The organism is Simiduia sp. 21SJ11W-1 (assembly GCF_024138675.1).
Classification (GTDB): domain Bacteria; phylum Pseudomonadota; class Gammaproteobacteria; order Pseudomonadales; family Cellvibrionaceae; genus Simiduia.
This window is the reverse complement of the sequence record NZ_CP090959.1, coordinates 3,745,690-3,764,924: the sequence shown is the minus strand read 5'-3', so window position 1 is coordinate 3,764,924 and position 19,235 is coordinate 3,745,690. Positions and strand designations below refer to the sequence as shown.

Annotated in this window: 18 protein-coding genes; 8 read left to right on the top strand and 10 right to left on the bottom strand. The window is 57.1% G+C overall.

Annotation, left to right across the window (positions count from 1 at the left end):
• The first annotated feature begins 6 nt into the window (after positions 1–6).
• Positions 7–1,518, top strand: coding sequence for an FMN-binding glutamate synthase family protein (locus L1F30_RS16560; RefSeq protein WP_253357939.1), 1,512 nt, complete (start codon positions 7–9; stop codon positions 1,516–1,518).
• Here the strand turns inward: L1F30_RS16560 and L1F30_RS16555 are convergent, their stop codons facing one another.
• Complete coding sequence (locus L1F30_RS16555) at positions 1,519–2,787, bottom strand: hypothetical protein (RefSeq protein WP_253357938.1); 1,269 nt, start codon at positions 2,785–2,787, stop codon at positions 1,519–1,521.
• A gap of 142 nt (positions 2,788–2,929) precedes the next feature.
• Here L1F30_RS16555 and parC point away from each other — a divergent pair, with 142 nt between their 5' ends.
• From parC to L1F30_RS16540, 3 genes are all read left to right on the top strand, one after another.
• Positions 2,930–5,182: a DNA topoisomerase IV subunit A gene (gene parC, locus L1F30_RS16550; RefSeq protein ID WP_253357937.1), complete on the top strand. Its 2,253-nt coding sequence runs from the start codon at positions 2,930–2,932 to the stop codon at positions 5,180–5,182.
• 132 nt (positions 5,183–5,314) lie between these two features.
• Positions 5,315–6,490, top strand: coding sequence for a hypothetical protein (locus tag L1F30_RS16545; RefSeq protein ID WP_253357936.1), 1,176 nt, complete (start codon positions 5,315–5,317; stop codon positions 6,488–6,490).
• Between the two features lie 33 nt (positions 6,491–6,523).
• Positions 6,524–6,787 carry a PilZ domain-containing protein gene (locus L1F30_RS16540; protein WP_253357935.1) on the top strand — a complete coding sequence of 88 codons (264 nt, stop codon included), beginning with the start codon at positions 6,524–6,526 and terminating at the stop codon, positions 6,785–6,787.
• Positions 6,788–6,789: 2 nt separating this feature from the next.
• On the opposite strand, the gene aceK is transcribed toward L1F30_RS16540, so the two are convergent.
• Complete coding sequence (gene aceK, locus L1F30_RS16535) at positions 6,790–8,574, bottom strand: bifunctional isocitrate dehydrogenase kinase/phosphatase (protein ID WP_253357934.1); 1,785 nt, start codon at positions 8,572–8,574, stop codon at positions 6,790–6,792.
• A 96-nt stretch (positions 8,575–8,670) separates the two neighbouring features.
• On the opposite strand from aceK, the gene L1F30_RS16530 reads away from it, so the two are divergent.
• Both L1F30_RS16530 and L1F30_RS16525 read left to right on the top strand, forming a co-directional pair.
• Positions 8,671–9,789 (top strand): polysaccharide deacetylase family protein, encoded by a 1,119-nt coding sequence (locus L1F30_RS16530; RefSeq protein WP_253357933.1) that lies wholly within the window; start codon positions 8,671–8,673, stop codon positions 9,787–9,789.
• Positions 9,790–9,956: 167 nt separating this feature from the next.
• On the top strand, positions 9,957–10,166 hold the full coding sequence (locus L1F30_RS16525) for a cold-shock protein (RefSeq protein WP_305879913.1): 210 nt from the start codon (positions 9,957–9,959) through the stop codon (positions 10,164–10,166).
• Between the two features lie 372 nt (positions 10,167–10,538).
• On the opposite strand, the gene L1F30_RS16520 is transcribed toward L1F30_RS16525, so the two are convergent.
• Genes L1F30_RS16520 through L1F30_RS17585 form a run of 4 tightly spaced genes read right to left on the bottom strand, consistent with a single transcriptional unit; the run spans position 10,539 to position 13,818 of the window.
• Positions 10,539–11,516 carry a glucosaminidase domain-containing protein gene (locus L1F30_RS16520; protein WP_253357932.1) on the bottom strand — a complete coding sequence of 326 codons (978 nt, stop codon included), beginning with the start codon at positions 11,514–11,516 and terminating at the stop codon, positions 10,539–10,541.
• 42 nt (positions 11,517–11,558) lie between these two features.
• Positions 11,559–12,230, bottom strand: a complete 672-nt coding sequence (locus L1F30_RS16515; RefSeq protein ID WP_253357931.1) for a replication protein P — start codon at positions 12,228–12,230, stop codon at positions 11,559–11,561.
• Positions 12,142–13,284: a DnaT-like ssDNA-binding domain-containing protein gene (locus L1F30_RS16510; RefSeq protein WP_253357930.1), complete on the bottom strand. Its 1,143-nt coding sequence runs from the start codon at positions 13,282–13,284 to the stop codon at positions 12,142–12,144. The genes L1F30_RS16515 and L1F30_RS16510 overlap by 89 nt, the downstream gene beginning before the upstream one ends.
• A gap of 24 nt (positions 13,285–13,308) precedes the next feature.
• A complete protein-coding gene (locus tag L1F30_RS17585) occupies positions 13,309–13,818 on the bottom strand; it encodes a type II secretion system protein (protein WP_305879912.1) in 510 nt (169 codons plus the stop codon).
• A gap of 83 nt (positions 13,819–13,901) precedes the next feature.
• Here L1F30_RS17585 and radA point away from each other — a divergent pair, with 83 nt between their 5' ends.
• Entirely contained in the window at positions 13,902–15,266 is a 1,365-nt protein-coding gene (gene radA / locus L1F30_RS16500; RefSeq protein WP_253357929.1) for a DNA repair protein RadA, read from the top strand.
• A gap of 134 nt (positions 15,267–15,400) precedes the next feature.
• On the top strand, positions 15,401–16,561 hold the full coding sequence (locus L1F30_RS16495; RefSeq protein WP_253357928.1) for a GGDEF domain-containing protein: 1,161 nt from the start codon (positions 15,401–15,403) through the stop codon (positions 16,559–16,561).
• On the opposite strand, the gene L1F30_RS16490 is transcribed toward L1F30_RS16495, so the two are convergent.
• Genes L1F30_RS16490 through L1F30_RS16475 form a run of 4 tightly spaced genes read right to left on the bottom strand, consistent with a single transcriptional unit; the run spans position 16,558 to position 18,741 of the window.
• Entirely contained in the window at positions 16,558–17,658 is a 1,101-nt protein-coding gene (locus L1F30_RS16490; protein ID WP_253357927.1) for an AI-2E family transporter, read from the bottom strand. The genes L1F30_RS16495 and L1F30_RS16490 overlap by 4 nt on opposite strands.
• A 36-nt stretch (positions 17,659–17,694) precedes the next feature.
• On the bottom strand, positions 17,695–18,000 hold the full coding sequence (locus L1F30_RS16485; protein WP_253357926.1) for a hypothetical protein: 306 nt from the start codon (positions 17,998–18,000) through the stop codon (positions 17,695–17,697).
• The gene (locus L1F30_RS16480) at positions 17,969–18,460 is read right to left on the bottom strand and encodes a hypothetical protein (RefSeq protein WP_253357925.1); all 492 of its coding nucleotides are present in this window, start codon (positions 18,458–18,460) and stop codon (positions 17,969–17,971) included. The genes L1F30_RS16485 and L1F30_RS16480 overlap by 32 nt, the downstream gene beginning before the upstream one ends.
• 29 nt (positions 18,461–18,489) lie before the next feature.
• Positions 18,490–18,741 (bottom strand): hypothetical protein, encoded by a 252-nt coding sequence (locus L1F30_RS16475; protein ID WP_253357924.1) that lies wholly within the window; start codon positions 18,739–18,741, stop codon positions 18,490–18,492.
• Positions 18,742–19,235: the final 494 nt, after the last annotated feature.

Genomic DNA, 19,235 nt, shown 5'->3' with positions numbered 1-19,235 from the left:
GCGCGCATGGCCTGGGGTTTATGGACATTGGAACTGTTGGGCGATCTGCTGGCAGTGGTGTTGCTGCTGGGGCTTAGTTGGCTGCTGGTGGCCTATGTGGTGGATCGCACCCAAACCCAGCACGCCATTCGCCGCAACTACCCGGTGATTGGCAGGTTCCGCTATTGGTTTGAGCACCTGGGGGTGTTTTTCCGCCAGTATTTTTTTGCACTCGATCGCGAAGAGCTGCCCTTTAACCGGGCCGATCGCAGCTGGGTGTACCGCGCGGCCAAGAACGAAAGCCTGAATGTGGCCTTTGGTTCCACCCGCGATATTGATAAACCCGGCACGCCGATTTTTCTCAATGCCCTCATTCCCATTGCCAATGAAGCGCACGAGCCTCCGGCGCTGCTCACCTTCGGCCCCGATTGCCCCAAACCCTATAGCACCCGCTCGCTGTTTAATATCTCCGCCATGAGTTTTGGCGCCCTGTCGGCGCCGGCGGTGCAGGCGCTCTCGCAAGGGGCGGCGCTTGCCGGTTGTTGGCTGAATACCGGCGAGGGCGGCTTGTCGTCACACCATTTGAGCGGCAAGTGCGATCTGGTGTTTCAAATTGGCACCGCCAAATATGGCGTGCGCAATGACAAGGGCGAGCTGGATGTGGAAAAGCTAAAAGCCATAAGCGCCCTTGATGAAGTAAAAATGTTTGAAATCAAACTGAGCCAGGGCGCAAAACCCGGCAAGGGGGGCATTTTACCGGCTGAAAAAGTCACCCCCGAAATTGCCGCCACTCGCGCTATTCCCGTGGGTGAGGCATCCATTAGCCCCAATAGCCACACAGAGGTAAAACAGGTAGGGGATTTGCTGGATTTAATTACCCGCGTGCGCGAGGCAACGGGCAAGCCCACGGGCATAAAATTCGTGCTGGGCGATACCCGCTGGTTGTCGGAATTATTTTTATTAATCAGCGAGCGCGGCCACCAGAGTGCGCCGGATTTCATCACATTAGATAGCGGCGATGGCGGCTCCGGTGCCGCGCCGCAACCGCTGATGGACACCACGGGCCTGCCCATCAAAGAAAGTTTGCCATTGGTAGTGGCGCTGTTGCGTAAACACGGTTTGAAAGCGCGCATTCGCGTGATTGCCGCAGGCAAGCTCATTACCCCAACGGCCGTGGCCACGGCCTTGTGCGCCGGTGCCGATGCGGTAAACAGCGCGCGCGGGTTTATGTTTGCCCTGGGGTGTATTCAGGCTATGCAGTGCAACCTCAATACCTGCCCCACCGGTGTGACCACCCACAACAAACGCCTGCAGCGCGGCTTGGTGCCCGCGCAAAAAGCGCTGCGCGTGGCGCAATACCAGCGGCAAATGACAGAGAGCCTCAGCATGATTGCGCATGCCTGCGGTGTGAGCGAGCCGCGCCAGTTATGTGCAGACCACGTGCGCTTTGTTACGCGCCCGGGGCATTCGCTGCCCATGCTGGATTATGTGCTGGCGCGCGACGCCGAGGTACAGGGGAGCGATCGGCCGGCGCCGTGATCAGGGTTTTTCGTCTAAATAAATTTCAATGCTGAGCTCAATGCCGGGGTCGTTTTCGAAATCGAACTCGCGCTCCCAGCGGATGTAAGGCTGCACTTCCCAAAAAAGCCACTCGCGGTAAAAGCGTTTGCGGTAGCGCATCCAGGCGCGGTGGCCCTCGGCAATGGCGGCTTTGTGGATATTGCCGCCGCTGCCAATGCCCACGCCCCAGGCCAGATCGCGGTCTACCTGGTGCAAATATTCAAGGCTGGTATTCCAATCTACACCGTCAAATTCTTCGGCCACATCATAGCGCTGGCGCCAGCGCAAAAGGTCCTGGCGCGATTCGCTCATGGAGTGGTCCAGATCAATCTGGGTGCGGGCACCGGCGCCTTCATCGGTGCGGTAATACACGCTTTGGCCGGCAGTGAGCAGCAGCGCCTCGGAAAGCTGCAGGCGCCCGGAGGTGTTGGCCTGCACAAATACCCGCAGTGGGCGGCGCAGTTGCAAGCCCGATGAAATAGAGATGTTGTAGTTTTCGGTGGTGCGCAGTGCCCAGCTGAGTGCCGCCGACAGCGGATTGTCTTCATCGGATTGCGAGGGCGTCACCGAGCGGCGGTCGAGGGTGTCGAACAGGGTGTCCGGGTCTTCGTTGGTGAGCAGCAATTTCAGGCGCTCTTCGGTGTGCGGCATGGTCACCCGGCTGCGCACAGAAAAGGAAAACTCGCAATTGTGCAGGTCGCTGCAATCGAGTTTGGGCGTTAAGCGCAAATCGTGGCTGGCTTTACTGGGCCCGCGTTTAACGGCAAAAAAGTTATCAAACCACACCACCGGCTCTTGGGCCGTGCCGTGCAGATATTCGCGGGTATTATCCAGCCAGTTTTTTTCATGCTCTTGCACCACATACGTGGGCCAGAGATTTGGGTCTGATAACGCCAGGCGTGTATGTTCTACCGGGTCTTCCACAAAGGTTTTGGGCGATTGGTAGGGCTTGAAGTTTTCAATGCCCTTCAGGCGCACAGGCTCGCGCGAGCGGGTGTCGATGGTAAGCGCATTGATATCGTAGTTATCGGGGGCCGGGCGCGGGGTGTAGTCGTACAGGCTCGGCCACTCTTCAATGGTGTGGGCCGAGGGCGGGGGCGGCAGCTCGCAGCGCGCTTGTTGTGCCTCAAGCCAGGCATCCACGCTTTGGGTGTTAAACCAGTCGGGCTCAGCAGTGCTCTGCGCTTGTCCGTGCGTGGCAAACAGCATGGCGCACACTAGCCATAGTGCCGAACTCTGATGGTGCATTCCCGTCCCTATTTTTTGTTTCAGGTTTCCATTCTAGCTGGGCTTTGCCGCTTTGGGCAGTGGCGGTGAGGGGCTGATTTTGGTATAAGCCTTGCACTCGCTCGGGAATCCCGACGCTGAATAATGAACAGCAGGAAGTAGCATGTCTGATCTGATCACCGCCATGCCGGCGGATGAACGCATAGCCCTTAAGGAATTCACTGAAAAGGCCTACCTGGATTACTCCATGTACGTCATTTTGGATCGCGCCCTACCGCACGTGGGTGACGGCCTGAAGCCCGTGCAGCGCCGCATTGTCTATGCCATGAGCGAGCTGGGCCTGAAATCGAGCGCCAAATTCAAGAAATCTGCCCGCACCGTGGGTGATGTAATTGGTAAATTCCACCCGCACGGTGATTCGGCCGCCTACGAGGCCATGGTGCTCATGGCCCAGCCCTTCTCCTACCGCTACCCGCTGGTGGATGGCCAGGGCAACTGGGGCTCGCCCGATGACCCGAAATCTTTCGCCGCCATGCGTTACACGGAATCCAGGCTTACCAAGTTCAGCGAAGTGCTGCTCTCTGAGCTGGGGCAGGGCACGGTAGATTGGCTGCCCAATTTCGATGGCACCCTGGAGGAGCCGGCGGTATTGCCTGCGCAGGTGCCCAACGTGCTGCTCAATGGCACCACCGGCATTGCCGTGGGTATGGCCACCGACATCCCGCCGCACAACCTGCGCGAGGTGGTGAGTGCGTGCGTACATTTAATTGATAACCCCCAGGCCAATGTGCGCGAGCTGTGTGAATTTATTCACGGCCCGGATATGCCCACCGAAGCCGAAATTATCACGCCGCGCGAAGACATTGTAAAAATGTATGAAACCGGGCGCGGCAGTTTGCGCATGCGGGCTGTGTGGATAGAAGAAGACGGCGATGTGGTGGTAACCGCGCTCCCCCATCAGGTGAGTGGCGCCAAGCTACTGGAGCAAATTGCTGCGCAAATGGTGGCCAAAAAGCTGCCCATGGTGGCAGATTTGCGCGATGAATCAGATCACGAAAACCCCACCCGCCTGGTGATTGTGCCGCGCTCAAACCGGGTGGATCTTGCACAGATGATGCAGCATCTGTTTGCCACCACCGATCTCGAGCGCAGCTACCGCATCAACATGAACATGATTGGCATCGACGGGCGGCCGGCCGTGAAGCCGCTCAACACCTTGTTGAGCGAGTGGTTGAGCTTCCGCCTGGTGACCACCCGCCGGCGCTTGCAGCATCGTTTGGAAAAGGTCAACGAGAGCCTGGAGCGCTTGGCTGCGTTGATGATTGTGTTTTTGAATGTGGATGAAGTGATTCACATCATCCGCACCGAAGACGAGCCCAAGCCCGTGCTGATGGCGCGCTTTAACCTTAATGAAGCGCAAGCGGAATACATTCTGGAAACCAAGTTGCGCAAGCTCGCGCGCCTGGAAGAAATGAAAATCCTGCAAGAGCAGGAAGCGCTGGAAAAAGAGCGCGCCAATTTGGAAAAAACCCTGGGCTCTGCCACGCGCCTGAAAAGCCTTGTGAAAAAAGAATTGCTGGCCGTGATGGAAGCCCACGGCGACGCCCGCCGCTCGCCCATAGTCCAGCGCGAAGAGGCCAAGGCCTTTAGCGAAACCGAGCTGATGTCTGCCGATCCGATTACTGTTGTGATTTCTGAAAAAGGCTGGATTCGCGCCGCCAAAGGCCACGACATAGACCCGGCTGCCCTCAACTATAAAGCCGGCGATAAATTCAAACTGGCGGTGCGCGGCAAGAGCAACCAGCCGGTGTTGTTGCTCGACTCCACCGGCCGCTCCTATTCGCTGGCTAGCCACACCTTGCCCTCGGCGCGCGGCCAAGGCGAACCCATCACCGGCAGCCTGAACCCGCCCAGTGGTGCCACCTTTGAAGGCGCGCTCATGGGTACCGATGACGAGCGGGTGCTGCTGGCCTCTGATGCCGGTTACGGCTTTGTGGGCAAGCTTGCCGATATGGCCTCTAAAAACCGCGCCGGTAAAGCGCTCGTTACCCTGCCCAAAGGTGCGCGGATTATGGCCCCTTGCCCGGTGGGTGAGGCCGCCAATGCGCTGCTGGCGGCGGTGAGTAACGAGGGCCGCCTGCTGGTGTTCCCGCTCTCGGAACTGCCGGAGCTTGCGCGCGGCAAGGGCAACAAGATCATGAATATCCCCTCGGCCCGCCTGGCAGCGCGCGAGGAGTTTTTGCTGGCGCTGGCGGTACTGGGCGCAGGCGACGAGCTGACCGTCTACTCAGGCAAGCGCCACCTGACCCTGAAGGCGGGTGATCTAGAGCACTACCGTGGCGAGCGTGGGCGGCGTGGTAACAAGCTGCCGCGTGGCTTCCAGAAGGTCGATAGCGTGTCGGTAGTGCGTAAATAGCGCAGCCTCAACGCCCAAAGCTAAAGAGTGTTAACTGGCCAGCGCAGGGCCAGCGTGCGAATAAGGTAGACTGTGCCAATTCATGGGTAGCCGGGCAATCGCCCGGCCCACAAGGATGCGAAGGGGTTCCACATGGGAAAAACACTGTTTAAGTTACTGCTGGTTGTGGTTGCGCTACTGATAGGTGGCCGCTGGTTGCTCCAGTGGGAGTTGCGCAACAGCGTGGATGCCGCCATCAGCGATGCACAGTCGGTGGTGTATGCAGATTACGACCGCCTGGATGTGGGCTTTGATGGCAAGGTAGTGGTAAAACGCATCAGCCTGCGGAGCCCCAACGACGAAGGCTTCAGCGCGTTTATCCAGCAAATTGAAGTGGATATGCAATCACTGCCCGAGCTGATACAGCGCCGCTTGGGCGGCGGCCTGCCCGAGCGTATGAGCGTGCGCATAACCGGTGTGACAGCGAGCCTTGGCAATCTGGTGGAAACCCTGGAGCGCGAAGTAGACTGCATGGACCCGGCCCGTCAACCCTCAGACTGGATGCTGGGCTTAAACCAAGACAGCAACATAACCCTCAGTTACGACTACCAGCCCGCCAGCCGCGAACTCAGCGTAGACATGAATGTAGAGTTGCCCGGCGCCTACACCATGAATGGGCGGGTGCGGCTTGGTAATGTTTCCGCTAACTTCCGCCGTGCAGGCTCTCTCGATATGGTGCGCCTGAGTTACAACGACATCCGCGGTGTGGCCGCCTGGCGCAACTTCTGCGCAGAGCACCACAGCCTTGCACCCGAAGACGTGGTAAGCCGCCACATCAACGCTATGGAAGAGCGGCTCAACTACCAGGGCCTGAGCCTTACCGAGCAGGCGCGCGCGGCCTACCAAACCTACCTGACAGAACCCACCCGCGTGAGCGCGCGCTGGGTGCTGGGTTTGGAGTTTGAAGACATGCCAGACCCGGCCACCCTGGGTGAGATGGTAGTAGACCGCTTAGAGCTTGAACTAGCGGGCACGCCAGTTTCGCCTATATTTAACAAAGTGACGCCCAAACAGCGCCCGGTGCCGCAACTGCAAGTGCAACGCAAACCCGAGAGCGCGGAGCGCGGGCCGGTTGAGTTAAGCTTTGATGAAGCGCGCGAGCACATAGGCGCTACCGTCACAGTGGTTACCGGCAGCAAGGAAGTCCGCGGTGAACTCATCAGCGTGGGTGAATCGGAACTGGTATTGGAGGTAGTGAAAGACGGTACCAACCGCTTCTCCATTACTTACTATCGCAGTAGGCTGGATCGCATACTGCTGGAACCCTGACCGCCCATCCGGCGGCTGGAATGGAGCTTGATTATGAGCACAGACAACCGCCGATACCCCCGCATCCCTGTGCGGTGTCGCGTGCTGATTACGCACGATAGCTGCGGCGATGTGGTGGCCGAAACCCGCGATATTTCCGATGGCGGTATTTTTATTGTTGCCAACCCCGAGGGCTTGCCGCCAGTGGGTACCGAAGTGCGTGGCCAGGTGCAGGGCATGCTGGTGGATGCACCGGTGGTAGACATGGTGATAGTGCGCTTAGAGCCAGGCGGCATCGGGTTGAAGTTCAACAGCTAATGCTATTGGTCACCGGTTTCCGGCCGCGGGAAGCGCTGATGGCGGCGGTAGGGAAAGGTGTCGTTAATTTTACCGGCATTTAATTCATCCTGAATGGCTTGCCAGAAACGGTAGTCGTACAAATCGGCATGGCGCTGCTCAAATGCCTGGCGAGCGCTGGGGTTACCACTGAAAAACAGCCGAAACTCCTCCGGAAAAATATCGAATTCCCCCACTGTGTACCAGGGTCTGTCAGACATCTCGTCTATTTCATTGCGCGGCTCTGGAATTTTGCGAAACACACACTCGGTGATTAAACAAATTTCATCATAATCGTAAAACACCACGCGCCCATGGCGGGTTACGCCAAAGTTTTTCAGCAGCATATCACCTGTAAAAATATTGGCGCACGCCAGCTGTTTAATGGCGTTGCCGTATTCGTCCATAACATCGTCAATTTGCGCCTGGGTTGCGGTATCCAGGTAGATGTTCAGTGGCACCATGCGCCGCTCGGTATAGAGGTGCTTAATGATCACGAGCTTGCCGGTGATGATGAGCTTTGAGGGCGCCACGCGTTGCAGCTCGTCCAGCAGTTGTTGGCTGAATCGGTTGCGGTAGAAAATGAAATTGCGGTACTCCTGGGTGTCGGCCATGCGCCCGGCGCGATCTGAGCGCGATACCAGTTTGTACTTTTCTTTAACGATGGCCTCGGTCACTTTTTTGGGCGGGTCGAAGCGATCTTTAATTATTTTAAAAACCACGTCATAGGATGGCAGCGTGAATACACTCATCACCATGCCTTTAATGCCCGGCGCGATAACAAATTTATCGTCGCTGTGTTTCATGTGGTCAATGACGTGGCGGTAGAACTCTGTTTTACCGTGCTTGTTAAAACCGATGGCGTTATAAAGCTCAGATACATCCTTGCGCGGCATGATCGAGCTTAAAAACTTTACAAAGCGCGAAGGAATAGGTGCATCCACCATGAAATACGAGCGGGTGAAGCTGAACACCCGGCTGGCATCGTCGCGCTCAAGCAGCACGGTATCGGCATAGATGCCGCCGCGCTCGTTGTTTTGAAAGGGAATCAGAATAGGTGTAATGCGATCGCCCAACACGGCCCGCGCCACCAGGTAGGCACCTTTGTTGCGATAAAAAATTGATTCCAGCACATCTACCCTAAGCTCGCTCAAGGGCAAATCGTTCAAGGGTTGCAGGGCGTCGTTAAGTGCCGCCACCAGGCGCTGTATATCGCGCGCGCGATCCTCCCAGGGCACCGAGAATTCAAAATCGTCGAAAATTTTGTGCACCAGATTTTCCAGCCCGAACTCGGCGCTGTAGCTGAAGTAAATGGCGTACTCGCGCAATTGCTTGAAATCGGGTTTTTTGGAGGGCTTTACAAATAAGTAGCGATCGTGAATTTGCTGGTGCTCAAACAAATTACAGTACACAGAATTAAAAAAGGTTTCGGCAATTTCATAGTTGCGATGATCGGTAACCAACAGTGCGTAGGCCGCCCTGGCCTGCGCCCAAAGGGCAAGATCCATCACATTTTTGCTGGTGACGCCCTGCACCAATTGGCACACCTGCAGCACCTTTTGTTTATAGAGTTCAATGCGCGCAATGTGCGTGTTTTGTACCGCTGCCCAATTGGCGGTTTCAAAGCGGGCCTTGGCGCCGAGCGTCATATTCTGGAAGTCGGCAAAGTAGGCATCAAAACCGTTTAGAATGGTTTTGGCCACGCGCTTGGCGCTCGGGGTGAGCGTGGCATTGGATAGGCTGTTAGCGGGGTGCGCAACATTGGACACAAGCAGTACCCTGGCGGCAGAATGTGGCTCAATTATAGGGCTAAAGTGCACAGGCTACCCAGCGTGCAAAGCCCGCAAGTCATTCAAGGAGCACCCATGATTCAGGCCCACCCTGCCAAAGCACGCCTGCAGGCCCTTTGCCGTTCACCCTTGATCGCGCTGTGTTTGGCGTTTTGCCTTGGCTGGGCGGCGCGTGCCCAGGCGCTGGTGGTGTTGCAGTATCACCATGTGAGCGAATCTACCCCGGCCTCTACCAGTATTTCGCCGGCCAACTTTGCCGAACACATGGCCCATTTGAAAGCCAGCGGTTTTAAGGTGATTGGCCTGCCCGAGTTGCTGGCTATCATTGACAGTGGTGAACCCTTCCCCGATCGCACCGCACTGATTACCTTCGACGATGCCTACACTTCGGTGCTTACCGACGCCCACCCGATTTTGCAAAACTACGGCTGGCCCTATGTGGTGTTTGCCAGTACCGAAGCGGTAGATCAAAGCCAGCGCCATGTGATGAGTTGGGATCAGCTGCGCACCTTGAATGAAGCCGGGGTGGCCATCGCCAACCACAGCCATACCCACGGGCATCTGGTGCGCCGCCCAAAGGAGGTTGCGCCCGAACAATGGCATGCCCAGGTGCTGGACGATCTGCGCACAGCCGATGCGCGGTTGAAGGCGGAACTCGGGCGCAGCTGGCCGGTGCTGGCGTTTCCCTATGGCGAGTTTGATGCGGCGTTGGTGGCGGCGATAAACGGGCTCGGCTGGATTGCCTTTGGCCAGCAATCGGGCGCCGCTGCCCGGCGCGATTTACCGGTGCTGCCGCGCTTCCCCTTTGGCGGGCGCTATGTAAAAACACAAGACTTCAGCCAGAAGCTCAAGGCGCTGCCACTGCCGGTTAACCAGCTTGCGCTGCTCGATGAGCAAGGCGAGCCACTGGCAGATGGCGTATTGCCGCAGGCGGTAAGCCGCCCGCAGTTGCTGCTGGGTTTTGATACCGAGGCCCAGGCCCGCCAGGTGAACTGCTATGTGAGTGGCCAGGGGGTGAGCGACAGCCGCACCACCAAGGCCGGCACCCGGGTGTTTCAGGCCAAGACGCCCCTGCCCGCCGGGCGTAGCCGCTACAACTGCACCGCGCCCAGCGGTGAGCGCGGGCGCTACTTCTGGTATTCCCATGCCTTCTTGCGCCCCCTGTCAAACGGCGCCTGGCCCGCGGAGCCCTAGGGGGCACAGCGTGCTTGTACTCCCGTCAAGACCCACCTAGAATGTGTGTGCTTTACCGTTTTGCCGCTCAGCCGAAAGACATTTTGCCTTGCTCTGCGCTGCTGGATGGATAAGTTTGGAAATCGCCAAGGGAACTGGCAAAGTTTATTAGTAAGACGAGGTCTTAAATGTCTGATTTGCACAATGGCGTTGTTAAGTGGTTTAACGACGAAAAAGGTTACGGTTTTCTGCAGCAAGAATCTGGTCCGGACGTGTTTGTACACTTCCGTGCGATCAACGGTACTGGCCGCAAGACACTGGTAGAAGGTCAATCTGTGACTTTCGAAATCACTCAGGGCCAGAAAGGTCCTCAGGCTGAGAATGTAACGCCCGGCTGAGCCTAGCGTGAGTTCTGAAAAAACCCGGCCAAAGCCGGGTTTTTTTTGATGTACAGGAAGTACGAATGCTGCAAAGGGCAGGACGCCCGAGAGCAGCGAGATGTACAGGAAGTACGAATGCTGCAAAGGGCAGGACGCCCGAGAGCAGCGAGATGTACAGGAAGTACGAATGCTGCAAAGGGCAGGACGCCCGAGAGCAGCGAGATGTACAGGAAGTACGAATGCTGCAAAGGGCAGGACGCCCGAGAGCCGCGAGATGTACAAGAAGTACGAATGCTGCAAAGGGCAAGACGCTCGAGAGCAGCGAGATGTACAGGAAGTACGAATGCTGCAAAGGGCAGGACGCCTGAGATCTACCGGCAGTTCGAGGCCCTAACTGCTGGGCGCGTCTTCCAGCTTGTTGTAGCGAATCAAATTGCGCAATTCATCTATGTAGGCCTGGCCGCGGCTGGAATAGGCCTCAAGGCCTGCCACCATATCGTAGCCTTTGAGCGGCTGGTTATTGGCGCGGGCGCGCTCGCGGATTTCGCGAATGCTGCTGTAGCGATGAAAGGCGTTGATGTTCTGAAAGTAGGCGGCAATGGCTTCTTCCACATTGGCAAACTTTGCCACTTCATAGGTTTCGCCCTCGGGCCTGTCGTTGGGCACCACGCCACAACCCTGGCTGAAACACCACTGGCCGAACAGGTTGTTCGCCTCGCGGGCAAAGCGCGAGCGGCCCCAGGCCGACTCGATGGCAGCCTGGGCCAGCACCATGGAGGTGGGGATGGTATCCATGCGGCGCATGAGCGTGGCTACCGCCTCGCTGTCGTCTACGTCTTCCGCTACCCGGTAGCGCTCGCGTACCAAGGCCATGTAGCGCTGCTGGGCAGCGGTGAGGGTTTGGCCCTGGGCCAGGCGAATTTCAATGCCCTTAAGTAGCAGCCGGCGCTCGCGAATCAGCTGGTTCTGGCGCTCGATGGCCGGGCGCAGGTAGTCAAAAAACGCCTTTTTGCGGGTGGGGATATCGCTGATTGCATCGAAGTCTGGCAGGGTCTGGTAGTCGTAGCTGTTGGTGAGTTCGGCAGTGGTTGAGCCGTCTTTGGCCACCAGGCTCAGGCGGCTCAGGTATTGATCGGCGTAATCTTTAAAGCGGGTGGCCTCTGGGTCCAGCTGCATGGCGGCCAACACCGTTTGTGCGGTCAACCGCTCTTCGTCGCCTTCGCCGGTGAGTGAAAGCCCGGGCTCGCGCAGGAACTCGCGCCGCTCTTCCAGCGGGTGACCAATCAACCAGCCGGTAACTGCCACAACGGTGAGGGAGTACGCCAAAAAACACGCGGCAAGCCAATTGCCACTGCCCAGTGGACCCATAGTGAATCTCCGGAAGTAAAAAGGTAATTGTAGGTGTTTAGCTCAATCGAGGCCGATTTGCTTTTTCAGGGCATCAAGGCGCGCCAGATTTTCATCTTTGCTGAGCGGCCGCTCGATGGTTTCAGGTAGCGCCTTGCGTTCGGGCAGGGCCAGTTTCAGGCCTTTGCGCACCTGATCGCAGTAGTTTTTGTAGTGCTCGGTGAATACCGGCAAGGCGGTGCGCTCGGGGTTGTTCGCCAAAAAATACCAGTCGCTGGCCTTGCCCGCCAAATACACCGCCGGGTGGCTCCAGTGTTGGTCTGCTTTGGGCGAGGGGGCGTTGCAGGCCTCAACGTAGGCTGCGTGCACATCGGGCAGCCCGTGGGCGCGATTGTCACCCTCGCAGGCAACCAGCATCTTGTGCACGGTGGGCAGGTAGTCCGATTGCTGTATCACGCGCTTGGCGCCGCGCAAGATCACCTCTGGCTCAAAACCGGCGAGCGATTCCAGCCACAGGCGCTTGGCCAGGTTCAGCGATTCCAGATCGGGAAAGGCGGCAAAGTACTGGTTGTGGTAGTTCAGGCGAAACAGCTCAAACACCTGGTTGATGGCGTCTATGTGAGCGGCACCGGGCTTGCTGGTTTGGTCAGAGCGCCCAGCTTCTGTCTGTGAGCTGTTCGCTGACTGAGCGATCGCGTGTTCGGCCTGATTGAGCAGTGTTTTGCTGTCTTGCATGTGCGTTACCTTGCGCTGGGCGGCTACCGTTGAGGCGCTTGGCCCACTGATATTTTACGTGTTGCAAAAATTTGGTGTTCCACGAGCTGTGCAGCTGGTGGGTGTCGCGCCAATAAATAACAAATTCTTTCAGCTGTTGCTTGGCAAAGTGCAGGTCGATGTTGGCCAGCGCCAAGACTTCATACACGTCTGTTGAGGGCGTCCAGTTGGCGGCCATCGGGCGCGGTTCGGTATCGTACTGCAAGGTGGTTTGGTAGCGTGCCCACTGGCGGCGTACGTGCTGGATAAACTTGCTGTTCCAGGTACGTGAAGACTCACCCCGCTCGCGCCAGTAAAGCACAAATTCGGCGATGGCATCTTCCACAAAGCACTGGTTGATGCCGGCATGGCGCACTAACACATCCATGGCATCGCTCGAGGGGCGCCAGCCGCCGGTCATGGGGATTTCCTGTTCGCGGCGGCTGAACTCGGTTTCCTGTTCGCGCCATTTGCGCAGCACCTGCTGAATGAACTTGGCATTCCAGGAGTGGGCGGCCTGGCCCTGATCGCGCCAGTAGGTCACAAATTCAGGAATCTGGGCGCGGGCGAACTGCTGGGGAATATTGTGTTGCGCCAGTTGCACATACACCTCTTCGCCCGGTTGCCAGTTCGGCGCCATGGGGTGCGCGCCGGGTGTGGGCGCGCTGTTGCGCATCAGCGGGCTTTGGCTCTGGTAGGGCACAGCCTGTGAACGCTCTGTGGGTTGGCTGCGCTCGTTGATGGCAAAGCGCAGGCTCTGGCTTTCGTGAAAGGGTGCCGTAGACATCAGCAACACGCCTTTATCGCGCAGGCTTTTGGCAATGCGGGCGATATCGTGGTCGCGCCAAAAGGGCATCAGCTTGCGTACCTGATCGCCGTCCAGGTGGCACCATTGGTAGCCGTTGCTGGCCTGGGTGGGGTAGAAGTTAAGGGCGTCGTTGAGCAGGCTCAAGAGCGTGGCTTCTTCTAATCCCAAGGTGGCGGCCAGCGAGGGGCTGATGCAGATGGGGCGTTCGGGAATGAGTGAGTGGGTCATGGCGCTACTTTACCATTTAAGCCCTTAAAGATTCACCACTAGCGCACCGGTGTTGGAGTTAAAAACCAGGCTTTTGGTGGGCGCCTGCTGGAAGATGTAGCGGCAGCTATTGCCGCCGAGGTACTGGGCCCGGAAATCGGTACTGGTGCCGTTAGACACGCTCGGTGCACCCGGTGCCAGCACCGCGCGCCACACGTCTATGCAATCGTTGGTGGAGTTCAGGGTCCGGCTCACGCCGCGGGTGTCGGCGGGCCAGCCAAAGGCGTTCACGCTCAAATCGCCACCGGCCTGCGAGGGCGGTAGCTTAATCATGTTGAGTTGCGGGCCGGGGGAGCCCTTGGCCAACCAATAGGCATGCACTTGATCGGCGCCTGCTTTAAAGCTTGCGCCTATATTTTGCAATTTACTGTTGCGCGCGGCCTCGCTGAAATCGGCAAACTTGGGCACGGCCAGCGCCGCTAAAATGCCCACAATCACCAGAACCGCCACCACCTCCAGCAGGGTAAAGCCCGATTGCCGGGCCGCTGTGTGCACGGGCGCCTGGGAGCCGCGCGCCCAGCAGACAAACGCTTTAGGGTACACTGCGCGCACACGGGTGATAGATTTCTGGAGGCGATGTGGCCAAGGCAAAAATGGCGTTTGTGTGTAATGACTGCGGTGCGGATTATCGCAAGTGGCAGGGCCAATGCAGTGAGTGCCAGGCATGGAACACCATTGTTGAAATTCGCTTAGCGCCGGCCACATCTGCACGTGCCGAACAATTCAGTGGCTTTGCCGGTGCCACCACCGGCAAAGTTCAAAAGCTTGCAGATATAAGCCTAGACGATTTGCCCCGCTTTAGCAGCGGCATGGAAGAGTTCGACCGCGTGCTCGGCGGCGGCCTGGTGCCCGGTTCTGTGGTGTTAATTGGTGGCCACCCGGGTGCGGGCAAGTCTACCTTGTTGCTGCAAACCCTGTGCAAGCTCGCCGAAACCATGCCGGCGCTCTACGTCACCGGTGAGGAATCCTTACAACAGGTGGCCATGCGTGCGCGCCGCTTGCAGTTGCCGGCCGATAAGCTGTCTATGTTGTCTGAAACCAGTATCGAACAAATTGCCGCGCAAGCCGAGGCCATGCGCCCGAGGGTGATGGTGGTGGATTCCATTCAGGTTATGCACATGAGTGATGTGCAATCGGCGCCGGGCTCGGTTACCCAGGTGCGGGAAAGCGCGGCATTTCTTACGCGCTTTGCCAAGCAAACGGGCACGGTGCTGCTGCTGGTGGGCCACGTGACCAAAGACGGCTCGTTGGCCGGGCCCAAAGTGCTGGAGCACATGATTGACTGCTCTATTTTATTAGAGGGCAGCCACGACTCACGTTACCGCACCCTGCGCGGCAACAAAAACCGCTTCGGGGCTGTGAACGAGCTGGGGGTGTTCGCCATGACCGAACAGGGCCTGCGCGAGGTGACCAACCCTTCCGCCATTTTTTTACAGCGCGCCGAAGACGTGGCCTCGGGCTCCATTGTGATGGTGGTGTGGGAGGGCACGCGCCCGCTACTGGTTGAAGTGCAGGCGCTGGTGGATGGCTCCTCACTGGGCAATCCGCGCCGGGTGGCCGTGGGCCTGGATCAAAACCGCCTGGCCATGTTGCTCGCGGTATTGCACCGCCACGGGGGCATTATGGTGGGCGATCAGGATGTCTTCGTGAATGTGGTGGGCGGTGTAAAGGTGGGCGAAACCAGTGTGGATTTGGCGCTGCTGTTGGCCATTGTTTCAAGCTTTAGAGACAACCCCTTACCGCAAGATCTGATTGCCTTTGGCGAGGTGGGGCTCTCCGGCGAGATCCGCCCTGTGCCCTCAGGCCAGGAGCGCCTGCGCGAGGCCGCCAAGCACGGTTTCAAGCGCGCCATAGTTCCCAAAGCCAATGCCCCCAAAGGCGGAATTGCCGGCATGGAAATCGTGACAGTGAAGAATCTGGCCGAAGCGCTGGAGGCCATGTAAACCTGCGTAATGCGGCCTGCGGTTTACTCGCGCGCCGATAAACAGCCTCGCTGCCAATTGCCAAATGCCTGCTAAACTCTAGCCATCCATACACGCCCTGTGTGGGCTATAACCGCTAGGTGATCAGGCAGCCCATGGCGTCCAGTCAACCGCTTTCCTCAGTGCTAGACGATTCACTGCAACTGCGCTTGCGGCTGTGGCGCGATGTGGTTAAGCGGGCAAGGCCGGGCATTATGCTTTACCCGATGTTGTGGCTGGTAATCAGCTATAGCACCCAACTCATGGCAACACGTCCGGTATTTTCCTGGGCCATGATGGCGCTGTTGGTGGCCACCAGTGCGCTGCGCTGGGTTAATTCTCGTGCCTTAGGTCGCGCCATTGTTGCCAACTTCCGGTGGTGGCAGCTGGGGCTTTATGCAGGAGTGCTGGCCCACAGTATTATCTGGGGCAGCCTGTTTGCATACTCGCTCACCATGGGGCAGGCGGAATTTTTATTTTTAATGGCCTTTTCCAGTGCCGGCATGGTGGCGGGCGGCTCAAACAGTTTTTCGCCGGTTAAGGCCTTATCTTACAGTTATATTCTCACCTTTATTTTGCCTTCATTTTTTGTGAGTGTGTGGGCGCTCGACTCCTGGGGCGAGGCTGCATTAATTGCAACCTATGTCTTTTACATGCTGAACCTCGCGCGCCAGCAACACCGTGAATACTGGCGCTCACTCAAAAACGAATTAACCCTTGAAAAGCAAAGCCGCACCGATGCACTCACCTCCCTAAGCAATCGCCGTTACTTCGATGAAAAGCTCAATGAGCTGTGCCATTTATCCTCGCGCGATCACGTGCAGCTTGCCGTACTGGTAGTAGACTGCGACCACTTCAAAGAAATAAACGATCAATACGGTCACGACTTCGGTGATGAATGCCTGCGTCAATTAGGTGGCCTGTTGACTGAATCTCTGCCGCGCGCAACCGATGTGTGCGCGCGCTACGGCGGGGAGGAGTTCAGCATTATTTTAGCGGGCACAGATTTAGCCGGCGCACAAAAAGTGGCCGAGCGCATTCGCGCGCGGGTGGCCGAACATGAAGTGCGCTACCGGGGCCAGGCCACACACATTACCGTGAGTATTGGGCTCACCAGCGAGCGGTTGGAAAAGTACCGGCCAGAGTTGCCGGAGCAGTTGTTCAAGCGCGCCGACGTAGCCCTGTATCGTGCCAAGCGAGCCGGCCGCAATTGCGTGCGCAGCGCCGATATCCAGTATGCCGGTGCCGAGCAACTGGATGCCGAAGCCAGTGTCTAGTGCGCTTGCTTGAGCAGCCGGTACCAGGGCCCTATGGCGCCGGTTTGTTCCAGATAAATACTCACGCACACAAGCAGTGGCACGCCCACTAACATACCGAAGCCGCCCCATAGCCAGCCCCATACCACCAGCCACAGAAAAACCACCAGCGGATTTAAATCCAGTGTACGGCCCAGTAGCGTTGGCGTAACAAATTGGCTCTCCAGTAAATTAATGCACAAATACACCGCCGGAATCAGCAGCGCAAACTGCAGCGATTGAAACTGCAGGTAAGCCACCAGGCTAAAGGCCGTAGCCGATAACATGGGCCCTAGATAGGGCGCGAAGTTAAGTGCGCCGGCAAGTGCGCCCCACAGGAATGGATCTTCAACACCGAGCATGTAAAACACACAGCCCACAGTTAGACCCAGCGCGATGTTTATGAGCGTGATGGTTGAAATGTAGGTGGATAAATCTGCCTGCATAGCGTGAATTAATTCAACGGCACGGCGCTTATCTGAAAAACTGTTTTTTATTTGCACCCAATTGAGCAGCAACTGCTGGCCATACACCATAAAAAAATAGGCCAGAAAAAGCGTCACCAATATTTGCGTGAGCACAGTGGGAGTGGCGCTGGCTAAGGATTGCAGCAGCGACAAAATAGTGGTGTGGCGGAATTCACTTTGCTGGGCTTGATCGTTGAGTGCGTTGTTGATGTCTTGCATGGCGCTGCCGGCGCTGGCTTGGGTGGCTTCAATAACGCCATTGGAAAGATTCTCCATCACCTCCGGCAGCTTGTGCCACCACTGCTGCGCGGGGTCGGTAAATAGCAGTGCCGCGCCGGCAATGCCTGAAACAATCGTCACTAGTACGCCCATTGTGCCCAGCATGCGCGGCACGCCTATACGCTCAAGCCTTGCTACCGTCGGGCTGCTAAATAACGCAATAAATGCTGCCAGCACAATGGGCAGCAAGATTACCTTGGCGAAATATAACGTATAAAGTGTGGCGAGCAGCGCCAAATAAAACTGCACAGGCTTCAGCCATTTGCGCGGGCGCCTGGCGGGTTGCACAATCAGTTCTTGGCCGGGTGGCAAGGTGGGTAGCGGTGCGTTCATAACGGATCCCTGTATACGACAAAAGCTCGCGCAGGGTTACCTGCGCATCAACCACCGGCTGGCTGCAACGTTAATGGTGTGAGGCAGGGCGTGGCCCATAGAAAACACGGCCCAAGTGAGCAGGGCGTGGGCTGCGGTTTGCACTTTGCTATTGTGGCGCAAGCGCTCAACGGTAAACCCCGTGGCCAGCGCGCCCAGCATCGCCAGGCACAATGCCCGCGTGTTAACTGCTTTATCGCTTGGCGTGGTCATTGCGTTAATCAGTTGGCAGGCAGCGTGACGCTGCAGCTGCGTTTGTGCAGCGTGTGCTTTAATGCGGTTGTTTAAACGCCGAAACGACATCGGATTTTGCCTCCTGCAATTGTTTGCGCGTTTGGGCAAAGCCCAGTTGTGAACGCAAATAGCGTTGGCGCCAGTAACCACAAAGCAGGGTAAACACCTGGGTGGCAATCAGCGCGAGAAAGCCCAGTGCGCTGGATTGTGTGGCTTCAAAGGTTAACCACCCGGCAGCGACCGACAGGCTAATCAGCATGAGTACAGTAAAGGGTATAAGCATCAGCTGAATAATGAGTGCCTGACGCACCGCCTGCACGTTGCGCTCTAGTTCCAAGCGGGCAATGGCCTGTAAATTGATAGCCCAAGCCGCGCCCAGTGATGCCAGCGCGTCGAGCTTAGCGAGCCACTGTTGGGCCTCGGCCAAACCTTGCGAAAGGGTTTCTTCGAGCGTGGGTTCCTCGCCCGCGCGGCCATTGGCCGCGGGGTTGGGAGTTGTGTGCGGGGAATGATCTTCCGTGTGCGACATTGTAGGCTCCCGGCGAGGATAATTTCAGATTATTTCAGCAGTTTTGAAATAGCCCAGCCAGCAACAAAAGCACAACCTACGCTCAGAAGCGGGCGCTCTTTAATGACAGATTCGGCTTTGTCTGCCACTTCTGTTGCGCGCTCTTTGTTGGCTTCGAGCGTGGCTTTGGCTTGTTCTTTTACGTTACCTACAGCATCGGCGGCAGCTTCGCCGGCCAAATGATAAGCCTGTGCCAATTTTTCCTGACTTGAAATGCTGTTCATATTTTTTGCAGTAGCCATGATTAACTCCTTGTCAAAATTTACCTATTGCTGGCGTGCCAGCGGCTGATGCACGTGAGGTATGTCATTGGCTGCTGGGCAGCGTTGTATCACGTGTTACAGGGTTAGTTGCGAAAGCCGTGCCAGATTTTTGTTCAGGGCTGAAAAACCGCTATCAAAATTTTAGGAAAACATAGCGCAGGACACAGCTGCTCTGGCCTGTGGGCCGAAAGTTTATTTTTGGAAAAGCGCAGGCAGTGTGAAAAATCCATCACGGCCGCTGTGTGAATGGCTGGTTTTAACTCGGTGTGTGGGAAACTTTGCAAAGCTTGTGTAAATTTTACAGGGGCTTGCATTAAACCTGCAATTTACAAAGTAATTAAAACGCAGCTATTAATTACCAACTAAGCATACTTGGCGTTGATAGCTGTTGCAGTGTGAATAAATAAGCGTGCCGGTTTACCTGTGCTCCTGGGGAACCACAGTAATAAGGCTAAGGGTGTGCCTTATTACTG